At 43.3% G+C, this 24,719-nt stretch carries 18 protein-coding genes and 1 pseudogene; 2 read left to right on the top strand and 17 right to left on the bottom strand.

The window, feature by feature from the left end:
• Positions 1-29: 29 nt before the first annotated feature.
• The 6 genes from GJS45_RS07000 to GJS45_RS06975 form a co-directional block, all read right to left on the bottom strand.
• The gene (locus GJS45_RS07000) at positions 30-1,442 is read right to left on the bottom strand and encodes an L-fucose/L-arabinose isomerase family protein (protein ID WP_162340752.1); all 1,413 of its coding nucleotides are present in this window, start codon (positions 1,440-1,442) and stop codon (positions 30-32) included.
• Between the two features lie 27 nt (positions 1,443-1,469).
• Positions 1,470-4,448, bottom strand: coding sequence for a glycosyl hydrolase (locus GJS45_RS06995; protein ID WP_162340751.1), 2,979 nt, complete (start codon positions 4,446-4,448; stop codon positions 1,470-1,472).
• A gap of 183 nt (positions 4,449-4,631) precedes the next feature.
• Positions 4,632-6,290: a RagB/SusD family nutrient uptake outer membrane protein gene (locus tag GJS45_RS06990; RefSeq protein WP_162340750.1), complete on the bottom strand. Its 1,659-nt coding sequence runs from the start codon at positions 6,288-6,290 to the stop codon at positions 4,632-4,634.
• 18 nt (positions 6,291-6,308) lie between these two features.
• Entirely contained in the window at positions 6,309-9,725 is a 3,417-nt protein-coding gene (locus GJS45_RS06985) for a SusC/RagA family TonB-linked outer membrane protein (RefSeq protein ID WP_235954657.1), read from the bottom strand.
• Positions 9,726-9,922: 197 nt separating this feature from the next.
• On the bottom strand, positions 9,923-11,029 hold the full coding sequence (locus tag GJS45_RS06980) for a FecR family protein (RefSeq protein WP_162340748.1): 1,107 nt from the start codon (positions 11,027-11,029) through the stop codon (positions 9,923-9,925).
• A gap of 154 nt (positions 11,030-11,183) precedes the next feature.
• A complete protein-coding gene (locus GJS45_RS06975; RefSeq protein WP_162340747.1) occupies positions 11,184-11,780 on the bottom strand; it encodes an RNA polymerase sigma factor in 597 nt (198 codons plus the stop codon).
• A gap of 386 nt (positions 11,781-12,166) precedes the next feature.
• On the opposite strand from GJS45_RS06975, the gene GJS45_RS06970 reads away from it, so the two are divergent.
• Complete coding sequence (locus GJS45_RS06970; protein WP_162340746.1) at positions 12,167-13,273, top strand: aldo/keto reductase; 1,107 nt, start codon at positions 12,167-12,169, stop codon at positions 13,271-13,273.
• 54 nt (positions 13,274-13,327) lie between these two features.
• On the opposite strand, the gene GJS45_RS06965 is transcribed toward GJS45_RS06970, so the two are convergent.
• Complete coding sequence (locus GJS45_RS06965) at positions 13,328-14,845, bottom strand: hypothetical protein (protein ID WP_162340745.1); 1,518 nt, start codon at positions 14,843-14,845, stop codon at positions 13,328-13,330.
• Positions 14,846-15,202: 357 nt separating this feature from the next.
• Here GJS45_RS06965 and GJS45_RS06960 point away from each other — a divergent pair, with 357 nt between their 5' ends.
• Positions 15,203-15,814, top strand: a complete 612-nt coding sequence (locus GJS45_RS06960; protein WP_162340744.1) for a Uma2 family endonuclease — start codon at positions 15,203-15,205, stop codon at positions 15,812-15,814.
• A gap of 224 nt (positions 15,815-16,038) precedes the next feature.
• Here GJS45_RS06960 and GJS45_RS06955 read toward each other — a convergent pair whose 3' ends face one another.
• From GJS45_RS06955 to GJS45_RS06910, 10 genes and pseudogenes are all read right to left on the bottom strand, one after another.
• Entirely contained in the window at positions 16,039-16,728 is a 690-nt protein-coding gene (locus tag GJS45_RS06955; RefSeq protein WP_162340743.1) for a hypothetical protein, read from the bottom strand.
• Positions 16,712-17,092 (bottom strand): GntR family transcriptional regulator, encoded by a 381-nt coding sequence (locus tag GJS45_RS06950; protein ID WP_162340742.1) that lies wholly within the window; start codon positions 17,090-17,092, stop codon positions 16,712-16,714. Before GJS45_RS06950 ends, GJS45_RS06955 begins: the two co-directional genes overlap by 17 nt.
• A gap of 1 nt (position 17,093) precedes the next feature.
• Positions 17,094-17,906 (bottom strand): hypothetical protein, encoded by an 813-nt coding sequence (locus tag GJS45_RS06945; RefSeq protein WP_162340741.1) that lies wholly within the window; start codon positions 17,904-17,906, stop codon positions 17,094-17,096.
• Positions 17,903-18,748, bottom strand: coding sequence for an ABC transporter ATP-binding protein (locus tag GJS45_RS06940; protein WP_162340740.1), 846 nt, complete (start codon positions 18,746-18,748; stop codon positions 17,903-17,905). Before GJS45_RS06940 ends, GJS45_RS06945 begins: the two co-directional genes overlap by 4 nt.
• A gap of 485 nt (positions 18,749-19,233) precedes the next feature.
• A pseudogene (locus GJS45_RS06935) lies at positions 19,234-19,347 on the bottom strand (Uma2 family endonuclease); the annotation flags it as partial.
• A gap of 631 nt (positions 19,348-19,978) precedes the next feature.
• Positions 19,979-21,298 (bottom strand): M23 family metallopeptidase, encoded by a 1,320-nt coding sequence (locus tag GJS45_RS06930; RefSeq protein ID WP_162340739.1) that lies wholly within the window; start codon positions 21,296-21,298, stop codon positions 19,979-19,981.
• Positions 21,299-21,371: 73 nt separating this feature from the next.
• Positions 21,372-21,932, bottom strand: coding sequence for a type 1 glutamine amidotransferase domain-containing protein (locus GJS45_RS06925; RefSeq protein ID WP_162340738.1), 561 nt, complete (start codon positions 21,930-21,932; stop codon positions 21,372-21,374).
• A 261-nt stretch (positions 21,933-22,193) separates the two neighbouring features.
• Positions 22,194-23,177 carry an MlaD family protein gene (locus tag GJS45_RS06920; protein ID WP_162340737.1) on the bottom strand — a complete coding sequence of 328 codons (984 nt, stop codon included), beginning with the start codon at positions 23,175-23,177 and terminating at the stop codon, positions 22,194-22,196.
• The gene (locus tag GJS45_RS06915; protein WP_162340736.1) at positions 23,174-23,920 is read right to left on the bottom strand and encodes an ABC transporter ATP-binding protein; all 747 of its coding nucleotides are present in this window, start codon (positions 23,918-23,920) and stop codon (positions 23,174-23,176) included. The genes GJS45_RS06920 and GJS45_RS06915 overlap by 4 nt, the downstream gene beginning before the upstream one ends.
• 4 nt (positions 23,921-23,924) lie before the next feature.
• Positions 23,925-24,698, bottom strand: coding sequence for an MlaE family ABC transporter permease (locus GJS45_RS06910; protein WP_162340735.1), 774 nt, complete (start codon positions 24,696-24,698; stop codon positions 23,925-23,927).
• Between the last annotated feature and the right edge of the window lie 21 nt (positions 24,699-24,719).

The following is a 24,719-nucleotide window of genomic DNA, read 5'->3' as shown; positions in this document are numbered from 1 at the left end:
CTGGAAGGTTTGTGGATTTAAGGCAATGGTTAACCAATTTTTACCACATCAATATTCAATAGTTGACCCAATTTTTCAATTTTATCAGCAATATGCCCAAGTCCAATCGCACAATGGTGCGCAGGTCCCTGTTTCGACCATTGATTCATAAACGCTTTAGCGCCAATTGGGAATTTATAGCGGCTATTGGTATTTCCGATTTGCAATACTGGCCCCGGAACTGATTCCCCTTCTGCGGTTAATAGGAATAAACCCTCTTTTCCTTCCACCACAGAGAGTAAAGTCACCGGGCCGTTCTTTACATTCATTTGAATGGACAACCCCTTCCCGGGCTTGCCATGATAAACAGGTAGTGGAACCAGCTTTACTTTTTCCTCGGCAATAGCGGGATGAGCAGGACCATCGTGCCCCAGATAGATGGCATCATCTTTAAAATCCATCAGGTAGAATTCAGAAAAGGAGCCTCCTGCACCAAATTCAGCCATTACTTTCATGGCCTGAGCATTTTTTACCTCACATTCTCCCGCAATCGGTATGTTTTTCCCGGTTAATAAGGTATTGCCAGCAATTACCGAGGTTACTATATTTTCGTATTCGTTTCCGGATTCGCCTTCGTAGTAGTAAGCCATCGCCCCAAGGGTATGAGTTTCAACCAACTTATCAACTGCCAACGATGTTCTCGCAGCCCTTTCAATCTCACCTTCTTCACACTCAGGGGAGATCTCAAATTCGTTTTTAAATTCTTCTATCTTTGAGCGCACCTCATCGTCTGTAACTGCATCCCGGTATTTTTTTAATTCACACATCTCCAGCATTTCTATGTGCGTGCCGAATACGGTGCTTTGTTTTGTCAGGTCGGTATACACATCCAACATTCCACCGTAGTAATGCCCAAGAACACCAAGCCGGTTGTTTCTCATACTAGCGGCAACACCTGCTGCCTCTGTCCACGCTTTTATTTCCGACCAGGCTTGCTCCTCTTTTAAATATCCGGTCACAATATCGTATGGGATGCCGGACCGGTTAAACACGCTTGCAATTTCAGGGACTGAACAGGCCTGACAATGTTCCAGCCAAACGCCGGTCATTTTGCCCCGGTCGTTGAGCGCATTGAAATTTTCGTAATCTAACTGCGGTACGGGTTGAAGATTTAAAATTACGATCGATGCCTTTACCTTTTGCGCTATGGGTAATACGGTTGAGGATAAAGCATAGGTAGAAACATACAAAAAAACAATTTCTACATCCTCTTTCTTTAGCAACTGAGCCGCTTCGCGCGCTTTTTCAGGATTATCCACCATTCCGGCATCGATGACTTCTACTCCAAAACCGGCTATTTGGTTTTTGATGTGCTGCTGATATCCATTCAAGTTGTCGAGCAATCCCTCAAATTGTGGCCAGTAGGTGTCTAATCCTATTCCAAAGAGTCCCACTTTTATCATATTTGATTATTTAAAATGTTGAAAACATCATTTTCCAGACATGATCCTTACCGGACCAAGCAGTCCCGAAGGCATAAGCGGACTATCTTTTTGATAATGCCTTGCCGTGGTGAATGTATATCTGCCTGTCGGACTTTTCTCTCCTTGTTTAAACCAATCGGGCCATTCAACAAGTGTTTCCCAATCTTTCCATTCCGCATCCAGGGGTAGCTGCTCATCCCCAATCATACGGTTCACCCAGGTATTGACCACTTCTATTTCCAGTTTATTAGTGCCCGTTTTGATCGCTTTGGTTATATCAACCCTAAAGGGCGGTTTCCAAACTATGCCGCAATCTTCTCCGTTTAACTTTATCTTGGCCACTACTTCAACTCTACCCAAATCCAACCCAACCGTTGATCCTTTAATTTCTTTCAATCTTTTAATGGTTGCATCTGAAATATTAAATTCTTTTCGATAGGTTGCCGTGCCCGAATAATATTTTACCAGCTCATTGGAACTCTCAGACCAAGATTTTAACTCTCCAAAGGTCTGTTTTTCTGCTGGCCCCCAATCTTTATCAAATTCCAGGTCCCACGTTCCCACTATCTCTTTCACTGCTTCCCATTCCATGAAGGGACGTTTTACCGCTATTTGGTTGCTTGGTTTGTCTTTAAAAACAATAAACCAACTTTGTGAGGGTTCAAACTGTAAATCAACTTCCGTCCGACCGTCTTTTCTTTGTGTTGTTTCTATTTTAAATATCTCCCCCGTTTCGGGATTCCATAACTCCACCACTTTCTTTTTTGTCCTGAAAATGCAGGTGCGCCTCATTTCTTCGGGCTTGGTATTTGCGACAAAGTAAAATTCATTTTCATCGGTTTGACGATGTATCCACCTGAGGCTGTCGCCCTCAAAATCAGGCAAGGTTTTATCCGAACTAAAAACGCTTTCCCAACCTCCCTCAGGAAGGATTTTCCAATTTTCGGCAATGGCTTTCACTTGCTGATCAGCTTCGGGGTAACCTTCCAAGCCCGGTGTTCCGGCCACGGGTTGCTGCAAATAAACGTTAGCACCGGCTTTCTTTAGGGTTTGTACCGTTCTTATTAACGGAAGGGATAGCCTGTCAGAGCTGGGCAGGACCAAATAGTTGTAAGAAACTCCGTTTGGTAAATGAATTATTCCATCTCTAACCGTCATCCGTTCTATGGTCTCAGAAGTACAGAAATCATAGTCATACCCAAAAGGCAATGAAAAGTTGATGTTATTAAAATTGAGCGGAGCTCCTTCGTAATACATATACGCAACATCGACAACCCTTCTGCCTTTCTGTAAAAGTGCCTGGCATCTTGCCACATAATCGAAATAAGGTTTGCTCATGTTCCACCAGGTTTGATACCTGTTGATATGTTGTCCCCATCTGCGATGAGTCAGCCCCGGCTTCATATTGTCATAAGCCTGATGTGCGTATAGGTGATAAATATAATGGTTTATACCCTGGCCAAATGCTTCATCCCCCATTCCCTTTATCAGGTAGGGATGGTCAACCCAGCCCCTTGAGCCCGTGAAGGCCTCTGCCCCGACCCGTGTTTTTCCGTAAGTATTGGCCACAGAAGCCAGTCCTTTCATGGAATGGTACCAGTAATCCGAAAAGGTCGGGAATTTGTCTATTATTTCCCTTTCCGTCCAAAACTCTGCAATCATAAAATCACTGTTTGTCGCATATTCTAGGCTGTTTATACCTATTCTGCCGTAAGGCTCATTGGAATTTTTCATTCCATAAGGAGCAATGAGTTCTTTCAGTCTGACGATATAATTGTCTAAAGTAACTTCACTCACCGTTTTGCGCAAATCCCATAAAAAGCCCTCTGTCTTTTGTCTGTTATCTACCGCATGGCCAGTTAACACGGGCAACCATGGCGTAATACTGTATCCTCTTCTTTTCCTGAATTCTTCTTCAAAACCCAATGTCCAGTTCTGTCCGCCAGCCTCCCAACTATCAATATGTATGTACTTTAATGTCCTCCCGGCCTTTTCTCCGGCAGCTTCGATGATGGGTTGCAGCCGGTGCTCAAAGTGGGTATTGATGCCTCTCGGATGCAGCCTGTCGCTTTCCAACCCTACAGCGAGACGGGGCGATGGCCTTGTGATATGGTAATTGCTTGCATAGCCCAGCCTGACAATAGTCCAGTCTCCCTCGGGAGTATCCCACACCAGCTTCCCGTTTGCATCCATATGCTCCGATAGATTGATGGTCTCAGCTTCTTGCAATGCCGACAATTCAGCATTAAAGGCCATCGGGGGTAGGTGTGTTTTCCAACCTCGTCCGTCCCAGGCCATCAGAGGATCGTTTTGTACGTCTTTAAGCCCCGGTACATTTCTCAATTTCTCTGCTATTTTCTCTTTTTCATTTTCGGGAATAAGAGTGGATTTTTTGAGTTTGGCAGTAGGGATTGCAAATACGGAAATATCCCTGTAGGAGTCTATACTGTCTACAGCGTTGGTTACTTCAGGATTCATTTCCTGCCCCGGGCGCAACCAAACAGGTTCAAGTGTTTTATCAATTTTAGGTTTTTCTATTTGCAGATTTAACTTTTTGCCCCCCTGCACTTCGGTTTGGCTCCAAACCAGTTTTTGTATAGAAATATCAGGGGTGATATGAGGCCCTCCGGCACCATATCCAAAGTCCACGGTGAGGGCAAACTCCATTTCCAATCTGTCTGCTTCTGTTATCGCCCATTGCATTGCCTCGTGCCAGGCTGCACTGCCTGCTTCAATCTTTCCCTCTGGTGCCCACCAGGGTCCGCTTACCTCCATCCAAATCACACCGTTAATACCAACTTCTTTCATGGCCTCAAGGTCTTTGGTAATGCCTTCTTGACTGATATTGCCATTTATCCAGAACCAAAAAACCCATGGTTTTACTGAATCGGGCGGGGTTCGAAAGGACTCTTCCAGGCTTTGTCCAATCAGACTTATACTGGAAAATACGAGAGCAAACGCTATTATGAGTTTTCTGGCAATCATAAGTTCGTTTTTGTTAAAAGTATATTTCAACCAGTATAGGTATTAAACCGTAATTGTAATTCACTACTGAAAACTCCGCATTACGATACCCAATTACAAATGACAGAAAAATTCAATACCAAAATAAACCCCGACCAAATACCCTGTGGTATCTGTCCGGGGCAGTATTAAATATTGCGTTTTTTATCTGTTCACCCAACCTGGGTTTTGCTCCATGGGCGCATCATTGTTCCTGTCAATAACACTTTGAGGAATTGGCCACAAGTTGTAATCAAATGTCAGAGTTAAAGGTGTAATTTCATGCATGGCATACTTTCTGATTCGATCCACTGCAACAGTTCCTCCCATTCTCAATAGAGTGTTCCATCTACATTCTTCCCCAAATAGCTCCCGTGCCCTTTCATCCAGAATAAAATCAATATCCACCTCCCCAGCTGTGACCATGACTTCACATTGTGCCCGTGACCTGATTTTATTGATATCATTTGCAGCATTTTGATTATCACCTTTTCGATGATAAGCTTCAGCACGCAAAAGGATAGTCTCCGCCAGGCGAATGGCATAGTCATCCCTAAAAAGATTACTTCTGTTTTGACCTTGATCAAGACCTACAAACTGATCGGTTGTCAATTTGAATATAATAGGGTATACCCAACCACGTCCAGCATTGGTCTCATCAATAACCTCCTGCGGCACTTCTTTTCCAAAAAGTTCCGGAAAATTAGGATCATTGTAAATGATGGTTCGAATGATATTGTGTTCTGCTCCGCGTTGATCATTGGCAGATATTGGATCATTCCATATCATATCTCCAGCATACGGGGTTTGTTTATAGAAGGCGACACCACGACCACCGGCATCCTCAGCTACTCCATCAAAACCCGGAATGGCCCTGTAAACAGGCATATAGTATCTCGGATAGTTCAGATAAGATTGGTTATCCTCTGTAAGAAAAGCATCAAAATCTACCTGAAATGTCCAGATACTTTCCATGTTTCCATCATTATAGTTGATGTTATTGATACGAAAAAGATCCCAATAAACATCTTTGCCCGGCTCATTCATTCTTTCACCAAAACGCTCTGTCATCAGGGCATAAGTGCCCCCATCTATCACATCAGAAGCATGTTTTACCGCCTGATCATAAGCCGAAGGGTTCGAGGTTTCTATTCCTAATCCAAGATAAAATTCAGCCAGGTAATGCTGTGCAGCACCTTTAACGATCCTTCCATCCTGCGCAGTGGTTTCAGGCAGGCTTTCCAGAATAGCCTCCAACTCATTAATAGCATATTGATAAGTAGCTTCTCTGCTCTCCCTTACGTAATCAAACCTTGGTTCAGTAGCAATCTCCGTAACTATAGGTACTCCACCAAACAACTCAGCGAGTATCCCATATGAATAGGCACGGAAAAACCTCGCCTGAGCAACGGTATAGGCTCTCTTTTCTTCCGATTCAAAGGTAATTTCATCCAGATTGGCCGCATAGATGGCTGTGTTGGCCGTGGCAATAAGTTGATAATAGAAATTATACGTAGTGCTAAATTCTGAACTTTCAGGATTTACCCTGCTGTAATCACCGAAAGTAGTGACTATTCTGAATTCAGGTGCATCCATTACATCGGTACTGAAACCTTTGGCTTGACTATTTGTGGTTCTGAAATTCCTTAATCTGGAATACATGGTGATCAACAGCTGATCTACCTGGGATTCTGATGAAAATATATTCTCAAACGTATAAAATGTTTTTGGCTCTTCAAGTAAGAATTCGTTATCATTACACCCCATTGCCATTAAAACAAACAATATCGTGAGCAATTTAATTTTATATTTATTGATTTTCATGATTACTGTCTTTTTAAGTTAAAAGCCTACTTTCAAACCCATGGTATATATGGTGGGAACAGGGTTGATATTGTCACCCGGTCTGATTCCCGTTTCAGGGTCTCCTCCCCCGTACCAATTAGTAAAGGTGTGCAAGTTATATATGCTCCCGTATACCTGTAAGGAAGATACACTGATACCACTCAATATTCCTTTCGGAAGATCGTAGGAGAAATTTATATCCTGTATCCTTAGGAAACCTCTGGACATTAATCCCAAATAGCGATTGCCATTAAAATCAGGACGTAGATAAAATTCACTTTTATTTTCAGTAGTCCACCAGTCATGGTCAACCTCATTGGTATCAAACCTATTTCTAAAAGAGTTATGTCTAGGATTTTCCCGCTGGTAAAAATTATCACTTCCTCCCCCAAATATGCCTGAAAGCATTACATAAAAGCTAAAGTTTTTATACTTCAGCGTGTTTGATAAGCTAAGCCTGAAATTCTCTTGCCGGAAACCCAGAATTTTTCGGTCATAATCCGCAGTAATGATTCCATCAGGGACTCCCTCAGGCCCACCAAGATCCTTAAATTTTGCATCCCCTGGAATGGCTCCTGTGTTGTTAATATATTCCGAATCATCTTCCTGAACCACGCCATCATATTCGTAGCCATAAATGGCATTTAATGGTCTTCCAATAAACAGGCCATTGGCCAGATCATCATCCTCCCTACCATCCCCATCATTATCTACACCATACAATTCCGCTAATTTATTTCTGTTCTGCCAAAACATAAGACCTGAAGACCAAGAAAAATCCTTCCGGGAAACATTGGAGGTTCTAAGGCTAATTTCGATTCCCTGGTTATCCACCCGTCCCAAACTGGAAATAATAGAATTGAAACCGGTCATGATGGGGATTTGCCTCACAAATATCTGATCCGTGGTATTGGAAAAATAGAAATCCAAATCTAAAAGAACGGAACCGTCAAACCAGGCAGATTGAAATCCCCCATTAAAAGCGGTGGTGGTCTCCCAGCCTAAATTCGGATTACCAAGGCCGTCCTGCGCAATACCATACAATATGGTAGAGGGTGCGTCTCCAAATTGATAGCGAATACCTCCGTCACTTCCGCTGGAATAAGGGGCCAGGGTACCATAGGGTGAAACGCCCTGATTACCGTTTTGCCCGTAAGAGGCCTTAATTTTAAAGTAATCTACATAGTCATTTCCTTTCAAAAACGCCTCCTCAGAGAGTGTCCAGGAAACACCAATTGATGGAAAATTCCCCCATTTTTTTTCGTTACCAAATACTGATGAACCATCCCTTCTAACTGTAGCAGTCATGTTATACCTATCTTTATAGGAATAGCTAATTCGCCCCACATAACCTACATTTGCCCTTTCTACTATATTTAAGTTGTTCCTTTGAACAGTCGCCTTGTGGATTCCGTTTACGCCCAATAAAGTATTGCCATTTGCCGAAAAATCATTACCATTTGCTTCAACTGTTTTGGTGTAAGAGAAATCCCTGGTAGCGACTAGAGTTACATCCAGATAATGGTCTGCAAATTCTTTATTGTAGTTAATGATATTGTCCATTACATAGGTATAATAGTTAGTACGCCTATTATAGCCATTTGCTTGTGCCAGTGTTTTGGCAACCTCCGATGGAGAATACCTTTGAATAAATGGTTCTACCAATTGCTCCTGGATATAGTAGTCTTCGTGAAAAAACCTGTCCTGAATATTGTTATTGGCATTTATCGAATAGTTAAATCTATAGGTAAGGCCATCTACCTTAGGAATATTGACCAATGCATAAGTGGCAAACCGATAGAAATTTCTTTTATCTACATCCTGGACCCCATTTCCCAAATTCCACAAGGGGCTTTGAATGGAAGAACCGGTAGGGTACCTTTCCAGTAACCTTTCTGTGTTTGATTCCGGATTTTCGGGCATGTTATCCCATCTGTAGGGATATCCATGAGGAGCCATTGCGTACGCACTTGATAAACTTGCATCAAGTCCGGAATAATCATTGTTGTTATATGCTCCATCGATTCCCACCTTCAGCCAATCTGTGACATCTGCATCTAATTTGGATCGCACAGAAATTCTTTGAAAATTATCACCCTTAATGGCTCCTTCATTGCTATTGAATCCACCAGAAAAATAGTAATTTATACGATCCGCCCTTCCTGAAACTGATACCTGATGATTTTGAATAAACCCATTTCTCGAAATAAGATCCATCCAATCCGTATCTACGCCCTGGGCAAATAGCCGGGTTCTGGTAACATCATCAAAAACCACGTCAGAGGGAGAATTAAAAGATGGGTTTTGAGCGATATATTTCTCGGTCCATCGATCTAAATTCATCATGTCAAATCGGTTCTGCCAGCGATTAATGCCCATTGAACCGTCATATTTAATGATGGGTTTATCAGTCTTTCCACTTTTAGTAGTTATGACCACAACCCCATTGGCAGACCTTGACCCATACACCGCAGCAGCAGAAGCATCTTTAAGAATATCAATAACAGCTATATCATCCGGATTAATATCTGAAATACTTCCAAGGTAAATGATTCCATCCAAGACTATAAGTGGAGAATTGGAACCATTAATAGAATTTTGCCCTCTCACCAGAATATTGGGTGTAGAACCTGGTGAATTTTGAGGTCCCACGTTGACACCCGCAACAGTTCCCTGTAAAGATTGGAGCGCATTATTGGTAGAGGATAAAGACAATTCAGAATCTTCTAAGTTTACAGTTCCCACTGCCCCACTAATATCCTTTCTCCGAGCAGTTCCATAACCAACCACCACTACCTCTCCCAAAGCCGATTCATCCATTTCCATCTGAATATCGATTTGCGATTGATTGGAAACCGTTATTCTCCTGGACTCGTATCCGATAAAGGATATTACCAATACGGCTCCCTCATCCACGTCAATGGAAAAATTACCATCAATATCTGATACGGTCCCTGCTGAGGTGCCTTCTACTGTAATCGTAGCACCCGGCAGAGGGTCCCCATTTTCATCGGTAATCGTGCCGGTTATAGTTACCGGCAATAAAGCTCCCAGATCAGATGCCTGATCCTGTTGGGCCTGCGGCGGCAACTTCCTGACATGAATATTCTGATTGACCTGTTTGAAATACAATCTGGTTTGTCTCCCGATAACAGACAATAAATCATAAACACTTTGGGTTTCTCCACCGGTAGAGACCTTTGGCGTACCTTTCAATTCCTTATCTGTGTACACAAAACTAAAACCCGTCATTTTCTCAATACTTGAAAATGCCTTTTCAATTCTTGCTTGTTCTAAGGAAAGCGATACCATTACTTCTTCAATATCCTTGACCTGGGCATTGCCGTTCCCGGCAAGCAAAAAACTCATGGATAGGAGTTGAATCAGAAATGCGTAAGAAAATAGTTTAGTCATGCGTATAACATGTGTTAGTACAAGATTTTTCATACCTTTACTTCGTTTGTTTTAAAACTATAGTGAATGGTTTTTGATCAACATGCCCCGGAATATTCCTTTACAGGTATTCCGGAGATTAATTTGGCTGGGGATGTTGGCGCATTCCCAGCTTCTTTACACTTGGGTTTATATCATAGGCAACTTTTTCTAAATCCTTAAAATATAATTTTTACATTTTCCTTATCGATCGTAAAATCAAACCTTGCCGAAAACTTCAATCCTTCCAAAACATTCTCCAGCGTCTCATCCTGGAATTTTCCAGAAAGTAAAACCTGCTCTTTAGGTTTCCTTATTAACTGAATTTCAACACCATACCAATTTTCCAATACCCTGATAACTTCCATTAATGGGGTTTCCTGAAAAATAATCCGCTTTTTTGTCCAGCCTATCACCAGGTCAGGGTTAAACCCGGTTTTTTCCAACTGCTCTTTTTCCGTACCGATTTTCAAAGCTTCTCCAGGTACTAACCTAACTTCCTCCGCCTCACCGTCCCTTTTTATAGCCACTTTTCCGGTCAGCAACGAAACATCCAAAGTTTCCCCTTCGTAAGCCTTGACATTAAAACTGGTACCCAAAGCAATGGTGGTGGTCTCCCTGGAATGGACGATAAAAGGTCTCATGGAATCCCTGGCCACACTGAAAAATGCTTCTCCCTTTAAATGGACCTCCCTTCTGCCCTTTTCAAAATTCTTAATATACCTCAATTCACTCCCTGAATTCAAGATGACCAGCGAGCCATCACTCAGGGTAAGATGAGATTTTACCCCTGGCACGGTCTTATGCTCTACAAATTCCGACACGGGTGGATTTTCTTCCTGAATAACTGTGGTCGACAACAGCCAACTGGACAGGTAGCCAAACCCAATGGCCATGGCCAGGATACAGGCCACCCTGAAACGGAAATCGGCAAAGAAATTTGAGTGGTGCGGAGCGTTGGGTACTGCCCTTTCCAAGGTGCTCAAGGAATGCAGGGGAATCACTTTTTCCTCTCTTGACCTTATTCCCTCCCGAGGTGCTTCCGACATCCTGGTATCCATATCGTTCCACATGCCCGAAATTTCCGCATCTGAAAGTTTAGGTTGATTTTTGGTATTCAGCTTGAGTATGATCTTTCTTGCTTCTTTGGCTGCTTTGTATTTGGAGGGGTTTTTAGTCAATAAATCCTCCCAGAAAAGATTGGATGCGGCATTGGGCTGCATCACCCATTTTCGGAACGAAGGGTCTAAAACAAAATCCTCTGTGGTATAGTTGGATATCTCCATATTAAAATAAATTCGTCCACATAAGTCCCGAATTTTAAAAATCTATCCATCATCGGTAAAAAAAGTTTGAAAATTAAAGAAAATTTAAAATTACCTATATTAAAATGGTAATATGGAAAATTAAAAAGGATAAATTTAATATTTTAACAAAATATCAGGCTAAAAAAGTCATAAGAAATAAGCCTATTAGCGCAAAGCGCTTTTTCAAATTGGCTAGGGCCTTCCAGGCAAGGGTGTAAACCGACTGCACATTGATCCCCATAATGATAGAGATATCTTCATAGGAGTGGTTTTCATAATACAGCAGGTGGATCACCTCGTGTTGCCGTGCAGACAGAGACTCCATGGCTTCCATCAGGCTTTTCCTTCTTTCAAGTGAGTTCCCTACCTCTGTCTCCTGTTCATAATGTAAATCATCTCCCAGTTCCGCATTCAGGTGACCATGCCGCTTTTTGTCCTTTCCTACTTCTTTATGGATTTTATTGCTAAGGCATTTAAAAAGATAAAGTTTGATATTATCGGTAGCTTTAATGGTATGTCGGTATTGCCAAATTTTCAAAAAAACCTCTTGTATGCAATCCTTAACCAAACTGCGGTCCCCCTTGATGGACATACCCAACCTAAAAAGTTCCTGGGTATATTTTACATATAAGCCTTCCATACCAGCCCTATCGCTATTCTGAATTTGCCTCCAATAGGTAGCATCATTGGCATTTTGGTCTGGGCTGGCACATGGCTTTCCTTTGTACATATAGGGTAATCTGGGTTTATGGCTACTCAAAATAGGGATTAATCTATGAAGATAAAAATAAATAGCTGCTTTTTGGACAAAAGCTTTTACACACCAAAAGGTTTTTCTCCTTCTTAAAAATAATCCCTGCTTTTATCCACTTTTCCAATAATCACTCAAAAGATGCGGGTACCTGAGGGGAAGAAATGTCAATTCACAGGCATTTGAGTGGATCAAGGTTGCCTTTCGAACAAAAATCAAGTAATTTTAAGCTACTAATTACCATAGGATGTATTCGGATTTTCATTAAAAACCGGATTTAATAGATCCAATCTGCCGGTTTTGGGTGCAAATAGAATCCACTGATCAAAAATTCCGGAGGATTGCCGAACTTTATACCCTACCTTATGAATAGCAGAAGAAATTTTATCCATAAATCCCTGCAATTGGGAGCATTCTCCGGTATGGCTTCCATACTGCCTGGATTTAATATTAACACGACAGCAGCTATGAATTCGAAAGCAAAATTTGACAAGGTCCCTCTTCCGGCCAACTTTGGCCTGGGGGGTGTGGCCATAGGCAATGGTTTCAGACCTACCACGGATGAACAGGCCCAATTGGCGCTGGAAGGTGCCTGGGAGGCCGGAGTTCGGTTTTTTGATACTTCTCCCTGGTATGGATTGGGACTAAGCGAACGGCGTTTTGGGCGTTTTCTACACAATCAAAAACGAGAAGACTATGTACTGGCCACAAAGGTCGGCAGGCTATTGAAACCAGCGAAAGAAGCCCCGGGTAACAACTCCTGGAAGGATGCTTCACCTTTTGACTACGAATACGACTACAGCGCAGCGGGAGTCCGCAGATCCATAGAGGACAGCCTGCAGCGGTTGGGCATCAACAGCATCGATATTGTTTTTATCCACGACCTTTCTCCTGAAAATGGAGACATGAAGGACAATTGGATGGAGTATTTCAAAGTGGCAGCCAAAGGTGCCATGCCCGAACTGACGAAAATGCGGGAAGAAGGATTGATCAAAGGTTGGGGGCTTGGCGTAAACCGCATCGAACCCATTCTGGAAACCCTTAAAGTGGCGGATCCTGACGTATGTCTTTCAGCAACCCAATATTCGCTGATGTACCATGAAGATGCCCTTGATCGGTTGTTTCCCCCTTGTGAAGATAAAGGAGTGGACATCGTTGTGGGTGCTCCACTGAATGCCGGCTTCCTGGCTGGCATAGACCGGTACAATTACTGGGGAGAAATGCCGGAAGGCTTTAAGGAAAAGCGGCGACAAATGACGGAAATCGCACAACGACATGGGATAGACCTGATCTCCGCTGCCTTGCAATTTTCTGCCGCACCTTCAGTGGTTTCTGCCGTGATTCCTGGTACACGATATCCGGATCAGGCCAAGGCTAATGTAAAAGCAATGCAGGTGAAAATTCCGCAGGCATTTTGGGAGGAGCTGGTGGAGAAGGATCTGATTTCGGATAAAGCACCCTGGCCAGCATAGATAACCTGCTGCGGTGTTAACAGAAAGATTGAAGGAGAGTGGCCTTCGACAAGCTCAGGCATCAGATTGAGAGAGGTTGTACTGTTGGTATAAATGCAAAAGGGCATATATAAAATCTGGCCCTCCTGTGATGGCTTCATAATGATCGTGTTGATTGGTAGCCATTGGCAGTGGATTTCTATCTGCAAGAAATAAATCAATTCCTAACCAGGCGAAGAATTCCGCCCGCCTGAGATACTTTGCTTCTCCTGTCAATTGATAGGTATTGATCATATGCTCCACCACTTTGGCAAAGGCGTCGGGTTTTTGCAATTCATTTTCATCAGGACTTGCCGCAAGATACTGATCTGCTGCAGCCACTATGAGTGTTTTGTATTTCTCTGCCAGTTGCGGATGACTTTCTTTCAATTGCAAATACCTGGAGTAAAGCAAATTTGCTAAATCGGCATGGGTGGAGTACCCGTAGCCCGTAGCCCAAACGGCTGTATAAGGAATATTCATGGACCGGTGCCTGGGTTCGCCTGTTTTTGCATGAAGGGTAACGGAAAAGCCGCCACCCTTTGCGATATGGTGCCCCGTTCTATGAAAATCCAAATCCTGTTGAATGGCCAACTTTTCCATTCGGATGGCAAGTTCTTCCTCAAAAGGTTTGATTTGTTTTGCAGCACCCCACAGACACCTTGCCATCTCCAGGTTATTGCTCAACCATACGACGTTTATATGGTCACCTTGTTCAGCCCTTCCCGCAATCAGGTAACCAGATTCGGCAATTTTACTATTCTCTTCCATCCGGCGCACTACAGTGGCAATCGCATTTATCAAGTCGCGTCTTCTACTTTTCTCTTCGTTCTCCTCCCGCACATAAGCATCCGCCCAGGTTGAAATCATTTGGCCGGCATATCGGGGGAATTCAAATCCCTGATAGGTTTCCCGACGCGACCAACGTGCATGTCTGGAATAATCCCCGGTCTCCTTGCTGTCGATTTGATTGTCCCATAAACCCAAAGCAAAACGCCAACTGGATTCCGGAGACAAACGATAACATTGGTCCCAGAATGGCCATTCCCCATTGATCTCGTGCATGTCTGTTCCCTCAACCGATTCGGTTCGAAAATCCCAATAAAGGTGTTCTCCCCAGGCCATTAATCCGGTTTCAGGACTTTGACAGTGATCAAAGAAAAATTTCAGCGCCTTGTCCGCTTCCCTGGCATACTTTTCATCAGCGGTAATATCAGTCAGCTGGTAAAGGATGGCATACAAGGATCGGTCCTCCTGAGGATTGGCACCTCCCAATGATCGGTCACTTTTACGAACACCCTGAATCTCACTAAAAATTTCTGTTGATCCAAGGGTCATTCCGAACCTGTCAAGTGCTGCTGCGAATAGTGGTGATTGCAAATCACCATAGTTATCCCTACCTTTTTCAATCATGGCATCTGCATATGCCTGTACCATTTCCAAGAGCCTGGCCTTTTCATTCTCTTCTTTGGAAACAAAGGAATACAGGCCCAGGATAAATAAACCTGAAAATAGAATTAAATACCACTTCATATCATTTGCATTCTTCATCATCTTAAAGAAAGTTTACCTGCTCCCCCTCCTTAGACCAGATTTTATACAATTCATGGAGGGGTGATGGTCTATCCGATTGGGAAAACTAAAAATACATAAAATTATTAAAACCCTAAATATGCAATAGCCTATCTATTCCGACCTTAAACTGCTTCAAAATCAGCCGCTACGCTGCAGTTTTCGATTTCACCATAGCGATGCTATGCCTCAATCACCAAACTACCTGATTTTCTTGCAGTTTCAGCTCTCATTACGATTCCTAATGAATAATCCGGGTTAAAACAATAAGACCTGCAACTGTAAGCGGGAATTTTTTGATCCATGGAAAAAATTGCTTCCAATTTGTTATATTCAGGTATGGAAAAAGAAAGGACCAAATCTTCCGTAAAAGAACCCGACTTAAGCTATGGGCCGTATACCTATGCGGATTACCTGTCCTGGGATATAGAGGAGATGGTCGAACTGATCAAAGGCAAAGTATTCAAAAAAGCTGCCGCAGCTCCAAACAGGATTCATCAACGACTAGCGGGAGACCTTCTTACTGAGCTCAACATGTTCCTGAAAGGCAAAACATGCCAGGCCTACATTGCCCCATTTGATGTACGGCTTCCTGTCAAATCCAAAAAAGACAACAAAATATATACCGTCGTACAACCGGATATCTGCGTTGTCTGTGACCTTGACAAATTGGACGACAGGGGCTGCATTGGAGCACCTGACCTGGTGGTGGAGGTACTCTCCCCGGGCAACAAGCAACTTGAACTCCAACATAAATACGAGGTTTACGAAGAATCGGGGGTAACGGAATATTGGCTGATGGATGCAGCCGGACAGACACTATTGATTTACACCCTGGTGCAAGGCAAGTACCAGAGTTCCCGCCTGATGACTTCCGGGGATAGGGCAAGGTCTTTTGCTGTACCGGGGTTTGAACTGGACCTGGAAGCATTTTTTGCGGAAATCAAATAAGATGTGGAGACCGTATTCAGTTGCTTGAAGACCAATCTGAAAATTAGTCGGACGACAGAAATTGCAAATTCTTAAACAAATTAGCACTATTGCAATTTTTCTGTTATTCTATTGAGTTGATAGGCTTTTTTGAAGTTAGACCTGCCAGGTTTTTTCCCAAACCTGGCAGGTCTTGAAGTACCAACATTGAAACAATTTTGAAATTCGATTCTAAATTGGCCAACTCAATTGGTAGTAAGTCTGGAATCGGTGCTTTTTTCAAAATCCAACTTGCCAGCACCTTTAAATAAGGTCAGACGGGAACCTTGTTGGATTTTTCCAGATATACTTTCAAGGTAATTATACACCAGTATTTCACTAGCAACAGCATCCAATTGAAGCGTAGTAATACCTCCTTGAAGCAAGGCATTAGCTCCTCCGGAGGCAGTTAAATCCAACTGGTCTACCTTGAACATTTTATTACTTGTCTCCAGTTTGCCACCGTGAAGAGAAACCGCCAAGCTGTCTTGTTTAAATTCATCCAGGTGAAGGCTAGTGTTGTTTTCCACAATCACCGATTCGATGGTTGCAACCTTCAAATTGGCATAGCTCATACCCTTTCTTTCCCCTTGAGTTACAAAACAGGTATCATTTCTGATCGCATAGTCTATAATTACTTGTAAAGTATCCTTGGGATAGGTGGTTCTGATGATTTCGAAAGCATCCCCTCTGATGAGATGTAAAGAAGTGTTGCCAATTATGTGCAATACGCTGAATTCATCTATTACCTCGCTGTCTATTTCAGCTGTTTCCGTAAATCTGCTTTCAGGTAGATTGTCCATATGGGTAAATCCAAAAACAAGGGTGCCACCTACTAGGAGAAAGAGACCTACTACATAGCCAAGAAGTAATTTGTTGCTAGTTTTGAGTTTCATGATCGTTGTTTTTTATGAGGGTTACTAATTCAGCGAGGTCTTTGGAAGTCAGTCGTAGGAGTTTGATGCGCTCCAGCAGTCGGGGTAATTCCTTTTCAAAAAACTCCGTTTTCTGCATGTTTTGAATGATTTTAGGGGCATCAATCGCCACAAAGAATCCTATGCCTCTTTTGTTTTCGAGTATACCCTTATTTTCCATGGTGCTGTAGGTTCTCATAACCGTGTTCCGATTGACCTCCATCTCCTCAGCCAGTTCCCGTACTGAGGGAATGCGTTCACCCGGTTGTATCTTGTCATCTAGGATGCGGTTGTTTAACCACTCCTCTATTTGAAGAAAGATATTTTTTGATTCGTTAAAGTCCATCTTATACCTCCTTTTCTTTAAGTTTCAAAAAAGTGGCTGTCCAGCATACCATTAAGGTAATGACCATAAGCAGCATAAGGCCTATTTCAAGTAAGGTGATATGTTCAGGAAATCCGTCGAGGAAAAAATTAGGCCTTAACTCCTCAAAACCGCCCTTGAAAGCAACAATCAGTTTAACATATAAATAAAATACGGCCAGAACACCAATTAAAACCCCACTGGTTTTTACCAGATTCCACCTCTCAAAGGCAATACTCCCTAACTGTACCAGCGTCAAAGCGAAAATGAGCCCAAAATAAATTACAAAGGGTATAAAAATAAATCTTCCATATTGGGGATTCACCAAAGTGAATTCAAATGGTGCGATTTCAGGAAAAGTAGCTGGTGCCCCTTGATAGCTGAGATACAACTTCACCCCAAATTTGAAAATGGGTATAAAGGAATTTACTCCTATATAAAACACGACAGGGTAAAGGATTGTGAACAACCCAATACGCATAAACCAATGAAGAAAAAACTTCTCAAAGGCCGATGCGGGCAGAGTTAGGTATGAGGTGGCACTGAGTCTGTTTTTTAACGCACCAAAGCTTTTGGAGTTTAGAAAAATTCCCATAATCAAATATCCTATGAAATAGATTGGGAGATAGTTGACTGCCTCGAAGTTACTTGCATTTACGTTTCCATAAGACATAAACATAACAAACCAAAGCGCCAAGATTGAGACAGGTAACAGTAGTATATATTCCCACCTATTCACGCTAAGGTCATAGCGCAGCAATTTACCAAATCGGTTAATGTCAAATACTTCTTTCATAATACGGTCTCATTTTGGGTTGATTCAACTAAAACTATCCCCTGAGAAACAGCATTGAAAAACAATTCCAAATTCACTTGGGTGGGGTTTTCTCCGGGGGTAAGTCTTTTGAAAAAATGGTAGCCTCCCTGGGCCTTTTCCGAATAGATCCATTCTTTGCTAAGCTGGGCACTAAAACCAAAGGAATAGTGGTCGCTGATGGCCAGCATGTCCTGATCAAGGACGATTCGTCCCTGATCCACCAAGATGACCCGGTCAATCAGGTTTTCCACATCTTTTACTTGGTGGGTGCTGATTATAACCGTTTGGTCTGTACGTAGGTTGGCGGCTACCATTTTGCGGAAAATGCTTTTGGATGGAATGTCCAGCCCATTGGTAGGTTCATCCAAGAGTAACAGCTTGCATCCCGTGGAAAGGGCAAAGGCAATTAAGAACTTCTTACGCTGTCCGTAAGAACACTTCCCAAACTTCTTGGAAGGATCCAGATCAAAACTCTGAAGGAGGGAATGAAATTTTTCCTTTTCGAAGGTGGGGTAAAACACAGCGAGAGAACTGGCAAATTTTCCCATAACGGTTTTGTCCGGTAAGTTATACTCTTCCGGTATCATAATGACCTTCTGGAGAAAATAGGGAGAACGTTTAAAAGGATCGTGTCCGAGAACGGATATATCTCCGTGCTGCACTTTAAGCAGTCCGTTGGTCAAACGCAATAGTGATGATTTCCCGGCTCCATTTTTACCCAATAGGCCCACTATATTTCCCTCTCTAACTTCCAAATTCATATGTTGGAAAAGCTTTTCCAATTTTCGATAGCCGTAACTGACATTCCTTAGTTGAATCATTGGCATAGTGTTTTAGTGTCATAGTATCTTATGACACAATAATGGTCAATTTTTTTATACCTGCAAGTTTTTTTATCTAATTTCAACCTTTTATAACATTCAAAAGGTAGGAAAAGCTAGCCCACGATTGGCTTATGCATTACACCTGCATGGATTTTTCGACTACCTTGCAGGATGGATAATCATACTGGGGGCCTAACTTTCTGAAAATAATGTCAATCGAACATAAACATTCAGAAACAGTAAAGAGAAATCATCAAAATCAGCAGGTGTGTTGCAGTGAAGGTACCACGGTTAAGCAGGAAGGAAACACCATCGCGCACAAGTGGGATACGTGGAAGCTCTTTTTGCCAGGTGATTTACCAGTTTTTTCATCCAGGTGAGACTATGTAACAACTTCCACGGGACCCATTCGTTGGTCTGTTGACCTAGAACGAATAGCCTTGATTTTGAACGCTATTCAATATCTCCAAATCCAGTGCAAACCCTTTGATCAATTCCACCACTTCCTCCCTCTGCCAGGTCAGGTAATCGGCAAAGGAATAGTTGCCATATTCCAAATTCGGTTCATTGAGCGTATTCCGGTTTTTGGCAATCATGGAATGAAAATGCTGAATTTAAGTCTTTTTGAATTAGGCACTTAATCAATACTCCAATCTTTGTCCATTGACCATAAAATGAGTTTTAGATCTGGAATTTACTAATAATACTATTATTCCTTGATAAATTTAAAAAATAATAATATATAACCTATTGATTTACAATATTTTATAACTTATTTATCAGGCACCTAATTCAATAAATTTACCATTGGATTAACGAAGGCATTTGTTCCAAACCATTATCAAATGGATGCCAATCAGCATTTTTTCTGGAAGGTGATTTTGATTGGACCCCCAATATCGTCACCATGGATAACTTCCCTGCTGAAGCCGATTTCATCCGGGTTAATTTAACAAAGCCAAGAGGGATTTCGGGGAAACTTTATTTTGATGAAATCAGCCTTACGGTAAAATAATATCAACCGGCACCCTTTGCAGTCTATTTTATTGCTACAATCCTGTCAATGGATAGCTTTTTATGATGACAATTTCAATTGCTAATGGGTACCATTATCAGCAAACAGCCTCGACTGAATTATCCTGTCTAAGGGATTTTTTACCCATAAAAAAAATTTGCAACTCATTTATTGATACTCCTATCAGTGCCCATTGGAAAAATCAAAAAAACCTATAAATCAGTTTGGGCTGTTTGGTTTTTAACCCATAGTTGGCTACCCTTTGCGGCAGTCACCAGGTCAAATTGCCCGAAGCTACCCAACACTTCTACCTTTCCAGAAAATGAGGGGTGTTGAAATTCAGGGGACCACCAATTTACTTTTAACCAATCCGAATCTTGGAGTGTCCGCTTATCCAGGGGTCTTTCTATATCCTCTGCCAGATTTTCTGCCAGGAAGCCCTGCCGCTGATCCGGCAACCTGATTCTTAACCAGCCTGCGGTTTTACCCTCAATTCTAAATACCTCCTGACTTTCCAACTTGTCCAAAATCAAACTGCGGGTGCTGGGGCCTTGCCGCAGATTGACCAGCTCCCCCTTTACCCTTGCCCAATTATTGAATAATACTGAGTCAGCCTTTGGTAAATTTGGCAATTTTGGTGCATCCTGAAAAAAATAAATCGGATCCAGGCTCTTCCATCCCCGCGCATAAATTCCAAAATGCAGGTGAGGTGCCGTGGTGCGGGCGTTGCCGGTATTGCCCACCGTACCCAGGGTATCACCAGGTTTTACCTTGGTGCCTGCGGCCACCAGCTGGCTATCAAGATGGGCATAATAAAAGGAATACCTTCCTGATGAAATCCTTATGGTCTTTCCTCCCAATCGGTTATTACCCACCTGGGAAACCCTTCCCTTGCTGACCGCCAGTACCGGTGTACCTCTGTTTGCGAATACATCCACCCCTTCATGTTTTCTTCTACCCCCCTCTCTTGGATCCCCAAAAAAACTGGCAATATTCAAATGGCTCTTTTCCAATAGGGGAAAACTCAGGGTGGGAGCATAACTAATGGATATCTCCACCAAACCACCCTTCAATAATTCGGGTTGTAGTCGAAGCAGGTAGCTCGCTTCCGATCGTACCGGGTACCTGATGGTATTTTCTTCCCCTTCAGGTTTCAATTCCTCCAGGTCGTCACTTCCATTCCCCCGAAATAAATCCATAAACCAGGTAGCGGTGGTATCCGAAAGTAACTTCAAATCTACCGTAATTTCCTGCCCCTCGCTGGCCGAAAACAAAAAAGAAGCTGCCTCCGGCACAGCCGGATCAAACTGGGTCAGCTCCCTATAGGGAAGTTCCACCCTGTTGGAATCAGCAAGTGCCCGCACTCCCACTGCTTCCCAATCCCTGACCATCGAATTGCCTTTCAGACTCGAAGCTTTAAGGTCCTGCAGGTAATTGTCATAGGGGCTACCGGATCTCAGGAATTGTTCTATTTTTGTTCCCTGGCAGGACAGGCACAAAAATACCAGCAGATATAGGAATAAATTTTTCATATTTCATTCAAAATGCAAAACGCCTGCCGTTTTAATAGGGCAGGCGCTCTTGATATTAATATCCAGCTGGTGATTACAAGGTTTTTTGCTCTTCGTGTACTCCCTCACGAATCTCTTCGATCAATTTCTTATTGAAAGCAGGCAGGTCGTCCGGCTTTCGGGCCGTCACCAGGGCCGAATCACAGACATATTCGCTGTCTGTCCATGCCACACCGGCATTGATCAGGTCGGTTTTGATGGAGGGCCAGGAAGTCATTTCCCTACCTTCCAGGGCACCCGTCTCGATCAGCGCCTGTGGACCGTGGCAAATGGCGCCAATCGGCTTGCCTGCTTCAAAAAAGGACTGAATAAAGTCAATCGCATCCGTATTGGTCCGCAGTTTATCGGGATTGATCACCCCTCCGGGAATCATTAATGCATGGTAATCGGCGGGGTTGGCATCACTTAATGGCTTGTCTATTTTCACTTCCTCTGTCCAGTTGCCGCCTTTCCAACCTTTGATAGACTTTGCTGGCGAAATCACATGAACCGTAGCTCCGACTTCCTCCAAAGCTTGTTTGGGGCTTTTCAATTCACTCTCCTCAAATCCGGTTTCGGTCAAAATAGCTACGAACTTATCATTTAAAGTTGGCATGTTACAAAATAGTTTGGTTAATAATTGATTCCATTCCTTACCGATTGGACATTTCCAATCGGGCAGGACTAAAAACGGTCCAATTACCATGCCATTAACGTATTTGTTAATTAAACATGGTAAATCAGGGCATCGTAATTTGATCAAACCAGGTATTCTTTTACGCCTGTTGCTTTAAACCCGCTCTACTGGAAAAAAAGTACGCACCAAGTGGAAATTATCGCGCACATAGGCACGAACTACCTGAAACGTGACGTCCAATCAATCCTGAATTGTCGCTTTCTTCTCCTCTTTTTCGAGCTTTTTGAAGTATCTTCTGAATAAAAAATTCGACCGTATGGCTTCCATATTGGTATTGAACTTCTCGGTGCTGGACTCCAGATTGATCAGTGTCTGCATCAGGGTAGCCCGGAACAGCGAGTCTTCCAAAATCAACCCAGCAGTTCCTTCGCCTGCTTTCACTCCCTCGACCAGCTGATTGAGCTGCTGAAGGAGCCCCTGTGTCTCAGCCGTGGTCGATTCGATCTGCTCCAGGCTTCGCTCCACGCTTGCCGTCAGCACCGTATCTGAAATCAAGGTACCTGCCAAACCATTCCCGTTTTCGATATTTTCCATCAATTCCTTGCCGGCCATGGCCAGCTGTGACGCCTGATCCCCCGCTCGGCGGAACGAGCGAATCGCCTCTTTCATCTCCACTAGCAAAAGTGTATCCGAAAGCGTATTCCAAAGATCCTGGTTTTGATTGATCTTTTCTGTGATTTCAGATAGGTTCATCAGCGTGTTTTGCAGGTAATCGCCCGAACTGTTGAGCTGCCGAAGCATGTCCTCTGTACCAATTTGTTCCAGGGGAATCAAGACATCTCCCTCTTCAATCGGCAGCGCAACTCCCTCCTGCGGGTGGATTTGCAGAATCTTATTCCCTATCAGTCCATCGGTATTGATGGTGGTTCGGGCATTTTTGAGAATGAAGGGAGTCATTTTGTTGCGAATCAAAAGACCCACCTGAATCGTGTTTTCATCCAACACATTGATGTCACTTACCGTGCCTACATTCATCCCCTTGTACAGGACATTGTTTCCGGGAAGTAAGCCATTCACATCTTCCATTTCTACAAAAACGTGCATGGATGTTCCCAGGATATTCTGATTCCTCCCGATCATGTAGAGCGAAAAGACAAGAAACAGTAAGCCAGCGATCACAAGCGCGCCAAGCTTCGCATTGGATAATTTTCTATCTGTACTCATAGTCCTTCGAAGAATTCCCTCACCTTGGGGTCTTGGTATTTAATTAAGTTTTCAAATGTTCCTTCCGCATAATTCTTCCCCTCAATCAACATGATGATACGGTTGGCGGTCATTCGGATACAATTCATATCGTGCGATATGATGACGGAAGCGGTATTGTATTTTTCTTGAATCCGGTTCATCAGTTCACTGATTTCTCTACCGGTTATCGGGTCCAAACCGGTGGTCGGTTCATCGTATAAAATCACCTTTGGCTTGAGAATGATTGTCCGGGCCAGTGCAATTCGCTTGCGCATCCCTCCGGAGAGTTCGGCAGGCATCATATCGATGGTATGCAACAAGCCCACATCCTCCAGTGCTTCTTTCACCGCCGATTCGGCATTTGCGGCACGTTCTTCCTTTGTCCAGTGCCGACGAAGTGGAAATTCCAGGTTTTTTCGGACCGTCATGGAGTCGTAGAGTGCATTACTTTGAAACAAAAACCCCACATCGGCGCGAAGCAAATCCATTTCGTCCTGATCCAGCAGACTAATATCCTGATCGAGAATAGTGATTCTACCACTGCCCGGTTCGATCAATCGGATAATGCATTTGATCAAAACGGATTTCCCGGAACCCGACTTTCCGAGGATCACCAGATTCTCTCCCTCAGAAAGAGTAAGTGAAAAATCCCGAAGCACGTGATGCTGCCCAAAGGATTTGTTCAAGTTATTTACCTCGATGATGGAGTCGCCCTTTGCCATAAAATCAGGTAAGTCCCAGGACATCGGCAACTTGCACCGCGATCAAATCCAAAATAAACACCAAAAGCGAAGCCACAATCACTGCCGTGGTGGCAGATCGTCCTACTCCTTCGGTTCCCTTTTGGGAATGATAGCCTTTGTAGCAGCCGACGATACCAATGGCAAATCCAAAGAAGATCGTCTTGACCATAGCCGGTACAAAATCCCCAAAAATCAATACTTTGTAGGCCTGGAACCAATACAAGGGCCAACTGACATCCCCTTTCAGATTCGCTCCCAAATACCCTCCATACAATGAAATCGCAATGGCCAAACTGGAAAGAATGGGCACCATGACCGTAGAGGCCAAAACGCGGGTAACCACCAGGTATTTGAAGGGATTGGTTCCCGAGACCTCCATCGCATCTATCTGCTCGGTCACACGCATCGACCCCAGTTCCGCCCCAATTCCAGAGCCTATTTTACCCGCACAAATCAAGGCTGTAATTACGGGTGCGATCTCCCGGACCAGCGAAACAGACACCATGGATGGAAGCATAGACGCCGCCCCAAACTCCATCAAGGTAGGGCGTGACTGAATGGTCAAAACCAGCCCCATGATAAAAGCGGTGATACCCACGAGGGTAAAGGTCTTGTAACCAATAAAATAGCTTTGGTTCACAAACTCCTCCCACTCCTGCCGGGGCTTGCTGACTTCCCGGAAAAAACGGCCCGTAAATCGGGCTATTTCTCCTACTTCCTGAAAGAAAGGGGTGTTCAGTTTATTCAGTAGTGCCATACATTGCTTTCATCTGCCAAA

Source organism: Cyclobacterium salsum, from assembly GCF_010119245.1.
Lineage (GTDB): Bacteria > Bacteroidota > Bacteroidia > Cytophagales > Cyclobacteriaceae > Cyclobacterium > Cyclobacterium salsum.
This window is presented reverse-complemented; position numbering and strand designations above follow the sequence as displayed.

Coding starts and splice junctions, on each gene's coding strand:
- GJS45_RS06985 (WP_235954657.1), bottom strand. CDS start 9,725: ATGACTAAACTATTTTCTTACGCATTTCTGATTCAACTCCTATCCATG.
- GJS45_RS06940 (WP_162340740.1), bottom strand. CDS start 18,748: ATGATTCAACTAAGGAATGTCAGTTACGGCTATCGAAAATTGGAAAAG.
- GJS45_RS06920 (WP_162340737.1), bottom strand. CDS start 23,177: ATGAGTACAGATAGAAAATTATCCAATGCGAAGCTTGGCGCGCTTGTG.
- GJS45_RS06995 (WP_162340751.1), bottom strand. CDS start 4,448: ATGATTGCCAGAAAACTCATAATAGCGTTTGCTCTCGTATTTTCCAGT.
- GJS45_RS06910 (WP_162340735.1), bottom strand. CDS start 24,698: ATGGCACTACTGAATAAACTGAACACCCCTTTCTTTCAGGAAGTAGGA.
- GJS45_RS06960 (WP_162340744.1), top strand. CDS start 15,203: ATGGAAAAAGAAAGGACCAAATCTTCCGTAAAAGAACCCGACTTAAGC.
- GJS45_RS07000 (WP_162340752.1), bottom strand. CDS start 1,442: ATGATAAAAGTGGGACTCTTTGGAATAGGATTAGACACCTACTGGCCA.
- GJS45_RS06945 (WP_162340741.1), bottom strand. CDS start 17,906: ATGAAAGAAGTATTTGACATTAACCGATTTGGTAAATTGCTGCGCTAT.
- GJS45_RS06925 (WP_162340738.1), bottom strand. CDS start 21,932: ATGCCAACTTTAAATGATAAGTTCGTAGCTATTTTGACCGAAACCGGA.
- GJS45_RS06915 (WP_162340736.1), bottom strand. CDS start 23,920: ATGGCAAAGGGCGACTCCATCATCGAGGTAAATAACTTGAACAAATCC.
- GJS45_RS06970 (WP_162340746.1), top strand. CDS start 12,167: ATGAATAGCAGAAGAAATTTTATCCATAAATCCCTGCAATTGGGAGCA.
- GJS45_RS06980 (WP_162340748.1), bottom strand. CDS start 11,029: ATGGAGATATCCAACTATACCACAGAGGATTTTGTTTTAGACCCTTCG.
- GJS45_RS06930 (WP_162340739.1), bottom strand. CDS start 21,298: ATGAAAAATTTATTCCTATATCTGCTGGTATTTTTGTGCCTGTCCTGC.
- GJS45_RS06990 (WP_162340750.1), bottom strand. CDS start 6,290: ATGAAAATCAATAAATATAAAATTAAATTGCTCACGATATTGTTTGTT.
- GJS45_RS06950 (WP_162340742.1), bottom strand. CDS start 17,092: ATGGACTTTAACGAATCAAAAAATATCTTTCTTCAAATAGAGGAGTGG.
- GJS45_RS06975 (WP_162340747.1), bottom strand. CDS start 11,780: ATGTACAAAGGAAAGCCATGTGCCAGCCCAGACCAAAATGCCAATGAT.
- GJS45_RS06965 (WP_162340745.1), bottom strand. CDS start 14,845: ATGATGAAGAATGCAAATGATATGAAGTGGTATTTAATTCTATTTTCA.
- GJS45_RS06955 (WP_162340743.1), bottom strand. CDS start 16,728: ATGAAACTCAAAACTAGCAACAAATTACTTCTTGGCTATGTAGTAGGT.